Source organism: Pseudomonas sp. AA-38 (genome assembly GCF_029457475.1).
GTDB lineage: Bacteria > Pseudomonadota > Gammaproteobacteria > Pseudomonadales > Pseudomonadaceae > Aquipseudomonas.
In genome coordinates, this window is record NZ_CP120359.1 from 4,744,132 (window position 1) to 4,760,180 (window position 16,049).

A 16,049-nucleotide genomic window follows, 5' to 3' on the forward strand; every position below is an offset into this window, starting at 1 on the left:
GTCCAGGGAGGAAGTTCAAAATGTTCCGCAATCTGCCGAAAGTCTCGACCCGCAGCAAACCCCAGACTGACTCACTGCATGCTCCTCTGGCCATCAGCCTCGAAGCCCGCATGATGTTCGACGGCGCCGTGGCCGCTACCGTCGCCGAGACCACCGCCAGCCAGCCCACCGATACCCCGGATGCGGCAAGCAGCCCCGACGCCTCGCACGACACCCTGGCCGCAGCGTCAGAAAGTGCCACGGCCGATCAGCGTCAGGATCTGGTGTTCATCGATGGCAAGGTGGCCGACAAGGAGCAACTGATCGCCTCGCTACGCCCGGGAGTCGAGGTGGTGGTACTCGACGGCAACCGTGATGGCCTGCAACAGATCGCCGACTATCTGCAAGGCCGGCAGGACATCGATGCCATCCATATTTTCAGCCATGGCGAGCAGGGCCTGCTGAAACTGGGCAGCGCCACGCTGGACAACCAGAACGTCGCCAGCCGCTCGACCGAGCTGGCCGCGATCGGTGCCAGCCTCAGCAGCGACGGCGACATCCTCCTTTATGGCTGCGACATCGGTCGTAGCGACAGCGGTGCCGCCCTGGTGGAGCAACTGGCGACGCTGACCCAGGCCGACATCGCGGCCTCCTCCGACAGAACCGGCGCTGCCGCCATGGGCGGCGACTGGGAGTTGGAGCGGCAGAGTGGCGAAATCGCCGCTCATGACGTGCTGGACATGGCGCAACTGGCAAACTACGACAACCTGCTGGCGCTGCCCTCAGCTACCCAGTCGTTTGGCGATACCTACTGGAACAACAATACCGGCGGCAACACCGTCGACGGTTTCAACATTACCGAATCAACCGGTGCAACCCGGGCCAGCTCACCTGATTCCATCTATTTCAATACCAGCCCGCAGATGGATGGCGACGGCAATTATTATTACGAGCTGACCTGGACCGCAGACAATGTCGACCTGGGCACATTCGACCTCGACGGCATGGTGATCCAGAGCTTCGGCGGTGAATATCGCCTCGATTTCAGCGCCACCTCGGGCGGAATCGCTGTCGATGACTCATTTACCTACAGCGGTGCTCAGGGGCCGCTGACCATCGACCTGAACGCCTCCAAATACAACGACATCTCCTCCTTCACCCTGCGCGTGACCAATCTCGTTGGTGCCTCATCGGTAGCCAACATGGATCTGCAGCAACTGATCCTGGCCGACCTGAAAGGGGCCAACAGCGCTCCCACAATCGGCAATCTGAATGGCGACAGTGTCGCCTGGAACGGCGCCGGCAATACAGTGCACCTCGACCTGGGCAGCAATGCCAGCCTGACCGACACCGAGCTGGGCGCGTTGAACGGCGGCAACGGCAACTGGTCCGGCGCTAGCCTGGTGATCCAGCGCAACGGCACGGCAGTGGCCAGCGACATACTGGGCTTCGACACCGATGGCGCCCTGTTCACCGTCAGCAACGGCAACCTGCAAGCGAACGGGCAGACCTTCGCCACCTTCACCAATAGCAATGGCGTGCTGACCGTCAACTTCACCAGCAGCGGCACCAACGCCACCACGGCCTTGGTCAACGACGTGGCACAGCGCATCACCTACCGCAACGACACCCCAGCGGGCGACGCCACCATCCGCTTCACCCTCAATGACGGCGCAGGGGGTAGCGCCAGCGCCACAACCACGGTCACCAGCGATACCATCTACGTGACCAACAACACCGACACGGCCACCATCAACGTGAGTAACGGTGTGAGCTTCAGCGAGGCCGTCGCCATCGCAGCCGCTGACAACACCGGCAGCCAGACCATTGTCTTCGACTCCTCACTGGCCGGGCAGACGCTGAACCTCAACGCCGTATCGATCAACGAGAGCCTGACCTTCGATCTGGATCAGGTCAGTGGCCTGACCCTCACCGGCGGCACCATCACCCTGGGCGGGGGTACCACCCAGACCTTCAGCAACGGTTCGGGTGATACCGCGTCCATCATCAGAGTGGTCGCCGGCAGTGGCGCACTGACCAAGGCCGGGGCCGGCAACCTGACCCTGAGCGGCGCGGCCAACAGCTTCTCCGGGGCCACCAACATCGCCGCCGGCACCCTGACCGTCGCTAACGGCAATGCCATTGCCGATAACAGCAGCGTGTCGATCGCCGCAGGCGCCACCCTGGCGCTGAACAGTAACGAAACCATCGGCAATCTCTCCGGGGCGGGGGCGATCAACCTGGGCAGCAGCACCCTGACGACAACCCAGACTGCGGACACCACTTTCTCCGGCAATATCAGTGGCAACGGTGGCCTGTCTATCAGCCAGACAGGCTCGGCCAGCCATGCACTGACCCTCTCCGGCAGCAACAGCTACAGCGGCAGCACCACTCTGCTCAATTACGGTTGGCTGAAGCTCGATGGCGACGCCTCGGTGTCCAGCAACAGTGCGGTACGGGTCAACGGCAACAGCGTGCTGACCCTGCTCTCGGATCAGACCATCGGCAGCCTGGCCAGCAACAACGCCAACGCCAGCATCCAGCTTGGCAGCCATACCCTCACCAGTGGGGGCGACAACACTTCAACCAGCGTCTCCGGGATCATTTCCGGGAGCGGTTCGCTGATCAAGCAGGGCAATGGCGTTCTCACCCTGGCTGGCAGCAACAGCTACAGCGGCACCACCACCGTCTCCGCCGGTACGCTGTCGATCGCCGGTGATGGCAACCTCGGCACGGGCGGCCTGACCCTGGCTGGCAGCACGCTCGCAATCACCGGCGCCACGACCATCGACAATGCCATTGCCCTCACCGGCAACAGCACCATCGACAACAGCAACGCCGTCACCATCAGCGGTGCCATCAGCGGCGCCTACGACCTGACGAAAACCGGTGTAGGTACCCTGACCCTGTCCGCCAACAACAGCTATGGCGCCACTTTCGTCAATGCCGGCACCCTGAGCGTAAGCAGCGACGGCAACCTGGGCTCGGGAACGGTCAATCTGGCTGCGGGCACCACGCTGGCGCTCACCGGCGCGGCCACCATCGACAACGCCATCGTCCTCGGCGGCAACGCCACGGTCACGGCAGCGGCCAACGCCACCCTGTCCGGCGTGGTCAGCGGTGCCTATACCCTGACCAAGGCGGGCGCCTCGACCCTGACCCTGTCCGGCACCAACACATACGGCGCCACTACCGTCAGCGCCGGCACCCTGAGCGTGGCCAGCGACGCCAACCTGGGCAACGGCACGCTGACTCTGGCGGCTGGCAGCACCCTGGCCACCAGCAACGCCACCACCATCGACAACGCCATTGCCCTGAGCGGCAACGCCACGGTCAATACCGGCGCAGACACCACGCTCTCCGGCGTGATCAGCGGCGGCAACAACCTGACCAAGACCGGCGCCGCGACCCTGACCCTGAGCGGCAGCAACAGCTACAACGGCAGCACCAACGTCAATGCCGGCACCCTGAGCGTCGCCGGTGACGGCAACCTCGGCGCCGGCAGCCTCAACCTGGCCAATGGCACCACCCTGCTGATCACGGGCAACACCACCATCGACAATGCCCTGGCATTGACCGGCGTGGCCACCATCAATGCTGGCGCCGCCGCGACACTCTCCGGGGTAATCAGCGGCAGCGGCGGCCTGACCAAGACGGGCAGCGGCAGCCTGAGTCTCTCGGCCAGCAATACCAACACCGGCAGTACCACAGTTTCCGCCGGTACTCTGCTGGTCGACGGCAGCACCAGTAGCGCCACCACCGTGGCCAATGGCGCCACCCTGGCTGGCGGCGGCACCCTGGGTGGCGACGTCACCGTGCAGAACGGTGGCACCCTCTCCCCAGGCAACGGCGGCGCCGGCACCCTGACCGTGAATGGCAACCTGACCCTGGATGCAGGCAGCACCCTGGCACTGGATATCAATGGCACCAGTGCGGGCACCGGCTACGATCAGATCGTGGTCAATGGCAACGTCGACGTTTCCGGCGCGACGCTGTCGGTCACCCACGGTTATGCGGCCGGCAATGGCGAGATCTATGAGGTCATCCTCAATGATGCCGCCGATGCCATCGTCGGCACCTTCAGTGGCCTCAGCGAGGGTGGCACCTTCAACGCGGCGGGCAATGGCACCCAATTGACCACCAGCTATGCCGGCGGCACTGGCACCAATGACCTGACCCTGACCGCCCCCACCGCGCCGACGGTCACCAGCGTCTCGTCCAGCACGGCCAACGGTACCTACAAGATCGGCGACACCATAGTCGTCACCGTCCAGTTCAGCAGCACCGTGAACGTCACTGGCACCCCGACCCTGACCCTGGAAACCGGCACCACCGATCGCGTACTCAACTACCTCTCCGGCTCGGGCAGCGACACCCTGAGTTTCAGCTACACCATACAAGCCGGTGACAGCTCCGCCGACCTCGACTACGCCTCCACTTCGGCCCTGAGCCTAAACGGCGGCAGCATTCAGGACGGCACCAGCCAGGCCGCCCTCCTCACCCTGCCAACACCCGGCGCTGCCGGTTCCCTGGGCGCCAACAAGGCCCTGGTGGTGGACGGCGTGCGCCCGGCCGCCAGCAGCATCACCCTCAGCGATACAGCCCTGCGCATCGGCGAGACCGCCACCGTCACCGTGACCTTCAACGAGGCCGTGCAGGGTCTGGACATCGCTGACTTCAGCGTGGCCAACGGCAGCCTCAGCGGCCTCAGCAGCAGCGATGGCGGCCTGACCTGGACCGCCACCTTCACGCCCAGCAGCAACATCACCGATGCCAGCAACATCATCACCCTCGACAACAGCGGCGTGATGGACCTTGCCGGCAACATCGGCAGCGGCAGCACCGACTCGGCCAACTACGCCATCGACACCCAGCGCCCGACCGCCAGTATCCTGGTCGCCGACAGTGCGCTGAAGGCAGGCCAGAGCACCACGGTCACCATCACCTTCAGCGAAGCGGTCACCGGACTGACCACGGGTGACTTCAGCGTGGCCAACGGCACCCTCAGCAATCTGTCCACCTCGGACAACATCACCTATACCGCCACCCTGACGCCCAGCGCCAATGTCACCGACAGCAGCAACCTGATCACTCTGGACAATACCGGCATAACCGACCTGGCCGGCAACACCGGCACGGGCAGCACCGATTCGGGCAACTACGCCATCGACACCCAGCGACCCACCGCCACCATCGTGGTCGCCGATACTGCTCTGAAGGCCGGGCAGAGCACCACGGTCACGGTTACCTTCAGCGAGGCGGTGACCGGCCTGACCACGGGTGACTTCAGTGTGGCCAACGGCGCGCTCAGCAACCTTAGCTCCAGCGACGGCGGCATCACCTGGACAGCAACCCTGACGCCGAACGCCAACGTCACCGACACGACCAACCTGATCACCCTGGACAACACCGGCTACACCGATGCCGGCGGCAATACCGGCACCGGCACCACCGACTCCAACAACTACGCCGTCGATAGCCAGCGCCCAACTGCGAACATCGTGGTCAACGACACCGCGCTGGCCATCGGTGAAACCTCTGTCGTGACCATTACCTTCAACGAGGCAGTGACAGGCCTGAGCCTGACCGACTTCAGCGTGGCCAACGGTGCCCTGAGCAATCTGAGCACCTCGGACAACATCACCTATACCGCCACCCTGACGCCAAGCAGCAGCGTTACCGACACTAGCAACATGATCACCCTGGATAACACTGGTGTTCAGGATGCCGCTGGCAACATCGGTACTGGTAGTACCAACTCGAACAATTACGCCATTGACACCCAACGCCCCACAGCAACCATCGTGGTGAGCGATACCGCGCTGAAGGCCGGGCAGACCACAAGCGTCACAATCACCTTCAGCGAAGCGGTCACCGGGCTGACCATCACCGACTTCAGCGTCGCCAACGGCAGCCTCAGCGGCCTAAGCTCCAACGACGGCGGCATCACCTGGACTGCCACTCTGACGCCGAACGCCAACGTCACCGACACGACCAACCTGATCACTCTGGACAATACCGGCATAACCGACCTGGCCGGCAACACCGGCACGGGCAGCACCGATTCGGGCAACTACGCCATCGACACCCAGCGACCCACCGCCACCATCGTGGTCGCCGATACTGCGCTGAAGGCCGGGCAGAGCACCACGGTCACGGTTACCTTCAGCGAGGCCGTGACAGGACTGAGCACGGATGACTTCAGCGTGGCCAACGGCGGTCTCAGAGGGCTCAGTAGCTCCGATGGCGGCATCACCTGGACAGCGACCCTGACGCCGAACGCCAGCGTCACCGATGCCAGCAACCTGATCACCCTGAACAACACTGGTTACACCGATACTGCTGGCAATACCGGTACCGGCACCACCGCATCGAACAACTACGCCATCGATACTCAGCGTCCAACTGCGACCATCGTGGTCAACGACACAGCGCTGGCCATCGGTGAAACCACAGCCGTGACCATCACCTTCAACGAAGCCGTGACGGGCCTGAGCCTAGCCGATTTCAGCGTGGCCAACGGTGCCCTGAGCAACCTGAGCACCTCGGACAACATCACCTACACGGCGATCTTGACGCCCAACGGCAACATTGCCGACGGCAGCAACGTCATTACCCTAGATAACACCGGGGTACAGGACGCCGCTGGCAATATCGGCAGCGCTAGTACCAACTCCAACAACTACGCCATCGACACCCAACGCCCGAGCGCGACCATCCAGCTCAGCGACACCGCGCTGGCTGCCGGTGAGAGCGCAACCGTGACCATAACCTTCAACGAAGCGGTAACGGGTCTGAGCCTGGCTGACCTCAGCGCAACCAATGGCACTCTCAGCGGGCTCAGCAGCAACGATGGCGGCATCACCTGGACAGCTACCCTGACGCCAGACGCCAACGTCACCGCGAGTAGCAACCTGATCACCCTGAACAACACGGCCGTGCAGGACGCAGCAGGTAATGCCGGCATTGGCGGTACCCTATCGAGCAATTATGCCGTCGACACCGTGGTTCCGCTTATTGGCAGTGTCAACGTACCAGCCGGCGTACAGTACAACGCAGGCGATACCCTGACCTTCGTGGTCAACGCCAGCGAAGCCGTTCTGGTCAATGGTACGCCAAGGCTTGCCTTGGATATCGGCGGCACCACGATCTTCGCAGACTACGTGGCAGGCTCTGGCACCACTACGTTGGTCTTCCAGTACAACGTGCAACCGGGTCTGAACGATGCGGACGGCATCACCGTGACGGGTCTGCAGAACAATGGTGGCAGCCTGCGCGATGCCACTGGCAATGCCATGAATCTGACCCTGAACAATGTCGGAGACACCTCGGGCGTGCGCATCGACACCACAGTGCCCACTGCAACCCTCACCCTGGATCAAGCCTCCAGCAGTGCCGGCAATGTACGCTACACGCTGACCTTCAGCGAAGACGTGAGCGGCGTCGACCTGTCGGACTTCAGCCTGGTCAGTACCGGCAGCGCCCAGGGTAACCTCAGCAGCCTGGTGCAGATCGATGCACGCACCTACCAGATCAGCATTAGCAACGTTGTCGGCAGCGGCAGCCTGGCCCTGTCACTCAATAGCAGCGGCACCGGCATCAGCGATTCGGCCGGCAACACGCTTACAGGTGGCTTGGTCGGTCAGCCCTATACCCAAAATCAAACCGAAGGGGACCCCGAGTTCCGCAGCAACCCAGGGGACAACATCCTGCCTACGGAGCCCGGTTCGCAGCCCGATACGGCTCTACCGCCAGCCCCGGCTCCGATCATCGCCTCGCCACTGTTACCACCGCCCTTGTTCGATCTACCGACCCTGGGCAGCGGTATTCCTACCCTCGGCAACATCTTCATCAACAATGGTGCTCTGGCGCCCAGCTACATTGCCCAGGTCTTCTCCAGCAGTGACAGCGGGAGCGGCAGCGGCAGCGCCGTGGGCTTCCTCGGATTTGGCGGTGGCGATGCCAGCGTATTCGGCAGTAGCAGTTTCTCCGGCCTGTTCAGCAAGGAGGTGCCCCAGCAATCGGGAGATATCCAGCTACGCTGGGGCGGCAGCCTTGGCGGCAATGACCTCGGAGCGGTGACCGGGGCACCGACATTGGGCCAGCAGTTGCAAGAGATAGGCGCAAGCGAACAACGCCAGATAAGAGACCTCGCCTGGGCGCTGGGGCAGTTGTCCGCGCAAATGCCACAGGCCTGATCGGCGAAACCTATAAGAATCGAATGAACACCGTACTAGGGGGCAGTTCAAGGATGGGTAACACGAAAACATTGTTCACGATCAGCTTGTTGACGCTGGCTATCAGCGGCTGCGCCGTCACCAGCAAGCCGATTGACCGCAGCGTCAGTGAACAAAGGGCACAACAGGATCTGGCGGTCATGTTCAAGGATCAGGAGCCGCTCAATGGCCCGCTGACCTTGCATGAGGCCATGGCTCGTGCGGTGAAATATAACCTCGAGGCGCGCCTGAAGGTCATGGAGGAGGCCATGGCGCAGCGCCAGGTCGACCTGGCCACCTTCGACATGCTGCCACGCATGGCGTTGTCGGCTGGCTACGCCGGGCGTAGCAACATGAGTGCTTCCAGCAGCGAGAGCATCCGCACCGGCACCCAATCGCTGGAGCCCTCCACCTCGCAGGATCGCGACCGCGACGTCGCCGACCTGACCATGGTGTGGAACGTGCTCGACTTCGGCGTCAGCTACGTCAGCGCCAAGCAACAGGGCGACCAGCGCCTGATCGTGCAGGAACGTCGGCGCAAGGTGCTGCACACCATCATTCAGGATGTGCGTTCGGCCTATTGGCGCGCAATGGCAGCCGACCGCCTGCTCACCCAGATCGACAGCCTGATGAACCGGGTCGTCCAGGCCCGTGACAACAGCCAGCGCCTCAGCGAACAGCGCATCGGCGACCCGATCCAGGCCCTGAGCTACCAGCGCGCCCTGATCGAAGCCACCCGCCAACTGGAAGAACAACGCCGCGCGTTGTCCCTGGCCAAGACCGAACTGGCGACCTTGATCAACCTGCCCCTGGGCACCGACGTCGAACTGGCGCCCGATGCCGGCTATCAGATGCCGGAGCTCAAGGTCGAACTCAGCCAGCTCGAACAGGAAGCCCTGGCCAGCCGTCCGGAACTGCGCGAGCAGGATTATCAGGCACGCATCAGCGCCGCCGAAACCCGCAAGGCCATGCTGCGCCTGCTGCCTGGCCTGGAGTTCTCGGCTGGCGGTCATTACGACAGCAACTCCTTCCTGGTCAATCAGAGCTGGGCCGACTACGGCGTGAAGGTCACCTGGAACCTGTTCAACGTGCTTTCCGCGCCAGCGGCCATCGACGTGGCCAAGGCCGGCCAGGAAGTCGCCGACGCGCGCCGCCAGGCGATGTCGATGGCGATTCTGGCGCAACTGCACGTGGCCAATGCCAACTTCCGCGAAGCTCAGCGCCAGTTCCAGACCAGCCAGCAACTGGCAGGCCTGGATAGCCAGATCGTCGAGCAGTTGCGTAACCGCTACCAGGCCCAGGGCATCGGTGAACTGGAGTTGATCCAGGGCGAGTTGAACACCCTGCAGGCCGACCTGCGGCGCGACCTGGCCTATGCCGAGCTGCGCAACAGCTATGGCCAGTTGTTCGCCAGCGTGGGCTTCGACCCGTTGCCGGAGAGCATCGCCTCCGACAGCATCGAGGACATCGCTGCCGCGCTGGCCAGCCGCGAAGCGCAATGGCAGTCAGGGCAGATGTAATCTCGACAGGCGTGTCTGTCGGTCACTGAGGCCGACAGACACGCCCAGCTTTGCCCCTCAGCGCGGCGCTACCGGGCGTGATTTCTTCTTCCCGCCTGTGCCCTTGCCGCTGCCCTTCTTCTGTTCCTGCAACTTGGCGAAGGCCGCGGCCTTGGCCTGTTCACGCTTGTCCCAGGGCTTGCTGCCATCGCTGGCGCGCGGCGGCAGGCCATTGTGCTGGGTGAGCAGCTTGCCACCACCGCCTACCTTCTTGCTGCCGGCCGGCGTGGAGTTCTTGCGCCGCGCGCTCTGGTACTCGTCGGTCTGCGGCTGGTAGGTGGGGATCAGGTGGTGCTTGCCGTTGCCGATCAGATCGCTACGGCCCATGCGCTCCAGCGCCTCGCGCAGCATCGGCCAGCCCTTCGGGTCGTGGTAGCGCAGGAAGGCCTTGTGCAGGCGGCGCTGCTGCTCACTCTTGACGATGGTCACGCCGTCGCTCTTGTAGGTGACCTTGCGCAGTGGGTTCTTGCCCGAGTGGTACATGGCGGTGGCGGTAGCCATCGGTGACGGGTAGAAGGCCTGCACCTGGTCGGCACGGAAGCCGTTGCGCTTGAGCCACAGGGCGAGGTTCATCATGTCTTCGTCCGTGGTGCCGGGGTGCGCGGCGATGAAGTAGGGGATCAGGTACTGTTCCTTGCCCGCTTCCTTCGAGTACTTCTCGAACATCTGCTTGAAGCGGTCATAGCTGCCAATGCCCGGCTTCATCATCTTGTCCAGCGGGCCACGCTCGGTGTGCTCCGGGGCGATCTTGAGGTAACCGCCGACGTGGTGAGTGACCAGCTCCTTGACGTATTCCGGCGACTCCACGGCCAGGTCGTAGCGCAGACCGGAGGCGATCAGGATCTTCTTCACACCGGGTAGTGCGCGCGCCTTGCGGTACAGCTCGATCAGGGACGAGTGATCGGTGTTGAGGTTCTCGCAGATGCCGGGGAACACGCAGGACGGCTTGCGGCAGTGACGCTCGATTTCCGGATCCTTGCAGGCGATGCGATACATGTTGGCGGTCGGCCCTCCGAGGTCGGAGACCACGCCGGTGAAGCCTGGCACCTTGTCGCGCATCTCCTCGATCTCGCGGATGATCGACTCGTGCGAACGGTTCTGGATGATGCGGCCTTCGTGCTCGGTGATCGAACAGAAGGTGCAGCCGCCGAAGCAGCCACGCATGATGTTCACCGAGAAACGGATCATCTCGTAGGCCGGGATCTTCTCCTTGCCATAGACCGGGTGCGGCACCCGTGCGTAGGGCATGCCGAACACGTAGTCCATTTCCTCGGTGGTCATGGGAATGGGTGGCGGGTTCAGCCAGATGTCCATGTCACCGTGCTTCTGCACCAGCGCACGGGCGTTGCCCGGGTTGGTTTCCAGGTGCAGCACACGGTTGGCGTGCGCATAGAGCACCGGGTCGTTGCGCACCTTCTCGAAGGACGGCAGGCGGATCACCGTCTTGTCACGGGTCATGCGCGGGCTTTCGAGTATCTGCACGACCTTGGCTTCGTTGGGGTCTTCGACCTCGCCCTTGGCCTGCTCGATGGCGCAGGCCTCGGTGTCCTGGGTATTGACGTAGGGGTTGATGATCTTGTCGACGCGGCCGGGGCGGTCGATACGGGTGGAATCCACCTCGAACCAGCCCGCTGGCGTATCGCGCCGAATGAAAGCGGTGCCGCGCACATCGGTGATGGCCTCGACCTGCTCGCCCCGCGACAGGCGCTGGGCGATCTCCACCACAGCGCGCTCGGCGTTGCCGTAGAGCAGGATGTCGGCGGTGGCGTCCATCAGGATCGAGCGGCGCACCTTGTCCTGCCAGTAATCGTAATGAGCGATCCGACGCAGCGACGCCTCGATGCCACCGAGCACCACCGGCACGTGGCTGTAGGCCTCCTTGCAGCGCTGGCTGTAGACCAGGCTGGCACGATCAGGGCGCTTGCCGGCGAGGCCACCCGGTGTATAGGCGTCGTCGCTGCGAATCTTCTTGTCCGCGGTGTAACGGTTGATCATCGAGTCCATGTTGCCCGCTGCGACACCGAAGAACAGGTTCGGCTCGCCGAGCTTCATGAAGTCGTCTTTGCTACGCCAGTCCGGCTGGCTGATGATGCCGACGCGAAAGCCCTGGGCCTCGAGCAGACGGCCGATGATGGCCATGCCGAACGACGGATGATCCACATAGGCATCACCGGTGACGATGATGATGTCGCAACTGTCCCAGCCGAGCTGATCCATCTCTTCCCGGCTCATCGGCAGGAAGGGTGCGGGCCCGAAACATTCGGCCCAGTACTTGGGATAGTCGAACAGGGGCTTGGCGGCTTGCATGGACATGGAGAGAGACCGGCGGTAGCGAACGGGTAGGAAAAATCGCGGGCGCGAAATGTAGCACAAATTTTAACCAAACCCGAGCCCTCCGCTCGGGCTTTTACCTATCTGTCCCCCTCCGGCAGCCGTCCTCCCCCATCCAAAAGCGGGTGCGCGCGCCAAGGCGTCGAGCCGTTTGGGTCGTTTGGCAACACGCCGCCCAGGACGGGAAATGGCACAGCGCGCAAGTTTGACGCTGCCGAACTTTGGATCAATGGCCCCGCCTGGCCATCGACTGAAAACTCCTCCCTCGCGCAGATCTCTCCAATCTCGTTGCGTGGTTGGAGAGGCCCTGAGAGATGCAGGCCCACCCAGCAGTTAGAGGAAACACCTGCCCAGATAAATGACAACGTCCATTGAGGGACACACCCATGCTTGTACCTGCCGAAAAACTTAGCAGCCGCTATGTACCCCTGCAGCGCCTGACTCCTGCCGATACCCAGCAGATGTACGCGGTCTTCTCGCAGTACTACCAGAACACCACGCAGCAGACCTTTCTCGACGACCTCTCGCGCAAGAGCGGCGTGATCCTCGCACGCACCCGCAAGAGCAAGCGTATCGTCGGCTTTTCGACCCTCACGCACTTCGACATCAACGTCGGCGGCAAACGCGCCAGGGGGTTGTTCAGCGGTGACACCATAGTCGAGCCGGCGTACTGGGGCTCTCGCTGCCTGCATGTGGCCTTCTACGCGCAACTGATACGCGCACGCCTGCGCCATCCGCTGACCCCGCTCTACTGGTTGCTGATTTCCAAGGGCTACAAGACCTATCTGCTGCTGACTCGCAACTTCTACGCCTACTACCCCGACCGCAACACGCCCGACAGCCCGCTGAAGCAGGTGGTCGCGGCCTACAGCCAACAGCTCTTCCCCAAGGCCTTCGACCCACAACGCATGCTGCTGGACTTTGGCGAGGGCGCACAGCATCTGAAAGAGGAAGTCGCCAGCATTACCCCAGAGCTGTGCGAACAAGACGCCGACATCGCCTACTTCGAGCAACGCAACCCGTCCTGGCGGCGCGGCACCGAGCTGCCCTGTGCAGGGGAAGTGTCCTACTCCGCCCTGCTACGCTATTGCTCGCGCCTGGCGCTGAAGCTGCTGCGCCGCAATCTGAATTGGCGAGCGGCCACAACTGCCGCCCAGCCCTCGGCACAAGCCAGCGTCATCCAGGACGGCTCGGCCGAGCTGAGCCAATGAGCGCAGTGATCGCCAGCCGTTGCGGCCACGGCCTGCTCAAGGCCTTCATGCAAGGTGGGCTGCAGCGTTTCGAGCGTCAGGCACACGACCTTGAGGCCGTGCAGCGCCGCCTGCTGCGCGACTGGAGCCAACGCTTCGTACGCTCCCCGCGTGGCCGCAACAGCGGCATTCGCCCCGATGATAGCTGGGAGCAGATAACCGCACGCCTGCCCGGCAGCCATTACCGCGACTATCAGGACGACCTCGAGCGGCAACGCCGGGAGAACCAGCAACGCCTGATCGACAGCCCCATCAGTCGCTATCAGCCCACCAGCGGCTCCACCTCGGCGATCAAGTGGATCCCCTACACCCGGGCCTTTCTCGGCGAGCTCGACCAGGCGATCAGTCCCTGGATCGGCGACCTCTACCGGCAATACCCGCAGATCGCCCAGGGCAGCCATTACTGGTCGCTGTCATGGATTCCCAGCGCATTGCGCGAAAGCAGCAGCGCCGACCTCAACGACGACATGCAGTTGATGTCGCTGGGCAAACGCCTGATCGCCGGCCTGACCCAGACCGCGCCACCCGGCATCGCCCTGGCCGGCAGCGCCGACGACTCGCTGTTCGCCACCCTGGCCTTCCTGGTCGCCGATACACGCCTGAGTGTGATGTCGATCTGGAGCCCGACCTTCGGCCTTGGCCTGTTGGAACAACTGGGCCAGTGCCGCGAAGAACTGGCCGACGTGCTCAGCCGCGGCCATTGGGGCCAGCGCAGCGCCGCCATGGCCGCGCTGCGCTGCCCACGCTCGACAGCCGCCGCCCAGCGCCTGCGCGCCTGGGATGGCCAGGCCGATCCAGCCTTCTTCGCCGAACTCTGGCCACAACTGGCCCTGGTCAGCGCCTGGGATACCGCCGCCGCCGCGCCCTGGGCCCAACGCCTGCGCCAGCTACTGCCGCAGGCGGGGTTCCAAGGTAAAGGACTGTGGGCCACGGAAGGCGTGGTCACCTTCCCGTTTCGTGGCTGCTACCCATTGGCCTACCGCAGCCATGTCTACGAGTTCGAGGATCTCGACAGCGGCAAGATCCTGCCACCCTGGGCCCTGCGCCAGGGCCAGCAGGTGATGCCGCTGCTGACCACCGGCAGCGGCTTCGCTCGCTATCGGATGAACGACATCCTGGAGGTCAGCGGCCACTGGCGCACGCTGCCCTGCTTCCGTTTCCTCGGGCGCAACGATGGCGTCGATCTGGTCGGTGAGAAGATCAGTGCGACCCTGGCGCAAAACGTACTCGACCGCCTCGACTATGCCGGCTACCTGCCGATCACCCTGCTGGCCCTGGACGACAGCGGCGAGGGGCGCCCCGGCTATGTGCTGCTGCTCGAAAGCAACATCGAGCCACGCTCGCTCGCACTGCAGGATCTGGCCCAGCAGTTGGAAAACGCCTTGCTCGACAACTTCCACTACCGCCTGGCCCGCGACCTCGGCCAGCTCGCTGCCGCGCGCTGCATCGCCCAGCCGCAGATGCGCCAGCTATATCTGGAGCAGGCCCGGGCGCGCGGCATGCTGGAAGGCAATATCAAGCTCGAAGCTCTGCGCCACTGGCCCGGCGAACTGCCCGCCAGCCTGCGCCCACTGTTGCAGGTGAGCTGATGGCGGACAATCGCGAGGTTCTGGTACGCCCGGCCCGGCCCGATGACAATGCGGCGCTGCTCGACCTGCTGCGGCGCACGCCGCAGATGGGCAGCGTGACCCTGACCTTCGAGCGCGAGCCGGATTTCTTCAGTGGCGCCCTGGTGGCCTGCGAAGCGCCGCAGGTGCTGGTCGCCGAACACGGCGAACGCCCAGGCCACTTGCTCGGCATGGTGGATATCGGCCAGCGCCAGCAGTACATCAATGGCCAACCCTGCAGGGTCGGCTACCTGCATGACCTGCGTATCGCCGCCGAAGGACGCGGCGGCCGCGTGCTGGGCGCACTGTTTCGCGCCATCGCCACGGCCATGCAGACGCCCGGTAGCTGGATGGAAGCCGTCATTCTCGAAGACAACCTGATCCCCCTGGGTATCGTCGGCCGCGGCCGCGCCGGGCTGCCCAACTTCTATCCGAACGGGCGCATCACCACCAGCCTGTTGCCCGGTCGCCAGTCCCGCCGCCACGCCGACAGTGGCCTGCAGATCCGCGCTGCGAGCGCTGCGGATGCGGATGCGCAGGCCATGCAACAGCTCTGGCAGCAGGCCGCCAGCCGCCAGGGCTTCCCGGTCTATGAGGTCGAGGCGCTACTGGCGGGCAGTCCTTATTACTTGGGGCTGCGCATCGAAGACTACTGGCTGGCCTGCCTCGACGGGCAGGTGGTCGGCGTGGTCGGCGTCTGGAAGCAGAAGGCTTTCAAGCAGACCCGCGTGGCCCGCTACAGCCCATGGCTGGCCGCCCTGCGCAGGCCCTACAACCTCTACAGCCGGTTGTTCGGTGGCTTGCACCTGCCCGCCGTCGGCGACACCTTCGACTACCTGCACCTGCACGGGTTGAGCGTACGCAACGACGACCCGCTGGTTTTCCAGGCACTGCTCGAACATGTCCTGGCCCACCAGGTACAGCCTCGGCAAAGCCTGGTGTGCGGCTTCTTCGACGATGACCCACTGGCGCAAGTCGTCAGCCGTTACCGGCGCCAGACCCTGCACAGCCGCCACTTCCTCCTCAGTTACGACCACGACCCGCGCCCGGCCCAGGCGCACGGCCACCGCCATGTCGAAATCGCCCGCTTGTGAGAGTCACACCACC

General features: G+C 63.9%; 6 protein-coding genes. 5 read left to right on the forward strand and 1 reads right to left on the reverse strand.

What is annotated here, in order from left to right:
• Window positions 1-20: 20 nt before the first annotated feature.
• Both PVE35_RS21845 and PVE35_RS21850 read left to right on the forward strand, forming a co-directional pair.
• Window positions 21-8,177, forward strand: a complete 8,157-nt coding sequence (locus PVE35_RS21845; protein ID WP_277372960.1) for an Ig-like domain-containing protein — start codon at window positions 21-23, stop codon at window positions 8,175-8,177.
• A 53-nt stretch (window positions 8,178-8,230) separates the two neighbouring features.
• On the forward strand, window positions 8,231-9,715 hold the full coding sequence (locus PVE35_RS21850; protein WP_277372961.1) for a TolC family protein: 1,485 nt from the start codon (window positions 8,231-8,233) through the stop codon (window positions 9,713-9,715).
• A 57-nt stretch (window positions 9,716-9,772) separates the two neighbouring features.
• On the opposite strand, the gene PVE35_RS21855 is transcribed toward PVE35_RS21850, so the two are convergent.
• The gene (locus PVE35_RS21855) at window positions 9,773-12,061 is read right to left on the reverse strand and encodes a YgiQ family radical SAM protein (protein ID WP_277374924.1); all 2,289 of its coding nucleotides are present in this window, start codon (window positions 12,059-12,061) and stop codon (window positions 9,773-9,775) included.
• Between the two features lie 410 nt (window positions 12,062-12,471).
• Here PVE35_RS21855 and PVE35_RS21860 point away from each other — a divergent pair, with 410 nt between their 5' ends.
• From PVE35_RS21860 to PVE35_RS21870, 3 genes are read left to right on the forward strand one after another with little or no spacing between them, the layout of a single operon-like run.
• Window positions 12,472-13,296 carry a hypothetical protein gene (locus PVE35_RS21860; RefSeq protein ID WP_268179183.1) on the forward strand — a complete coding sequence of 275 codons (825 nt, stop codon included), beginning with the start codon at window positions 12,472-12,474 and terminating at the stop codon, window positions 13,294-13,296.
• Window positions 13,293-14,924, forward strand: a complete 1,632-nt coding sequence (locus tag PVE35_RS21865) for a GH3 auxin-responsive promoter family protein (protein ID WP_277372962.1) — start codon at window positions 13,293-13,295, stop codon at window positions 14,922-14,924. The genes PVE35_RS21860 and PVE35_RS21865 overlap by 4 nt, the downstream gene beginning before the upstream one ends.
• Window positions 14,924-16,036: a hypothetical protein gene (locus tag PVE35_RS21870; RefSeq protein ID WP_277372963.1), complete on the forward strand. Its 1,113-nt coding sequence runs from the start codon at window positions 14,924-14,926 to the stop codon at window positions 16,034-16,036. Before PVE35_RS21865 ends, PVE35_RS21870 begins: the two co-directional genes overlap by 1 nt.
• The last annotated feature ends 13 nt before the right edge of the window (window positions 16,037-16,049 follow it).

Excerpts from the sequence above, each read along its gene's own strand:
- PVE35_RS21845 (WP_277372960.1), top strand. The coding sequence starts at position 21 with ATGTTCCGCAATCTGCCGAAAGTCTCGACCCGCAGCAAACCCCAGACT.
- PVE35_RS21850 (WP_277372961.1), top strand. The coding sequence starts at position 8,231 with ATGGGTAACACGAAAACATTGTTCACGATCAGCTTGTTGACGCTGGCT.
- PVE35_RS21855 (WP_277374924.1), bottom strand. The coding sequence starts at position 12,061 with ATGCAAGCCGCCAAGCCCCTGTTCGACTATCCCAAGTACTGGGCCGAA.
- PVE35_RS21860 (WP_268179183.1), top strand. The coding sequence starts at position 12,472 with ATGCTTGTACCTGCCGAAAAACTTAGCAGCCGCTATGTACCCCTGCAG.
- PVE35_RS21865 (WP_277372962.1), top strand. The coding sequence starts at position 13,293 with ATGAGCGCAGTGATCGCCAGCCGTTGCGGCCACGGCCTGCTCAAGGCC.
- PVE35_RS21870 (WP_277372963.1), top strand. The coding sequence starts at position 14,924 with ATGGCGGACAATCGCGAGGTTCTGGTACGCCCGGCCCGGCCCGATGAC.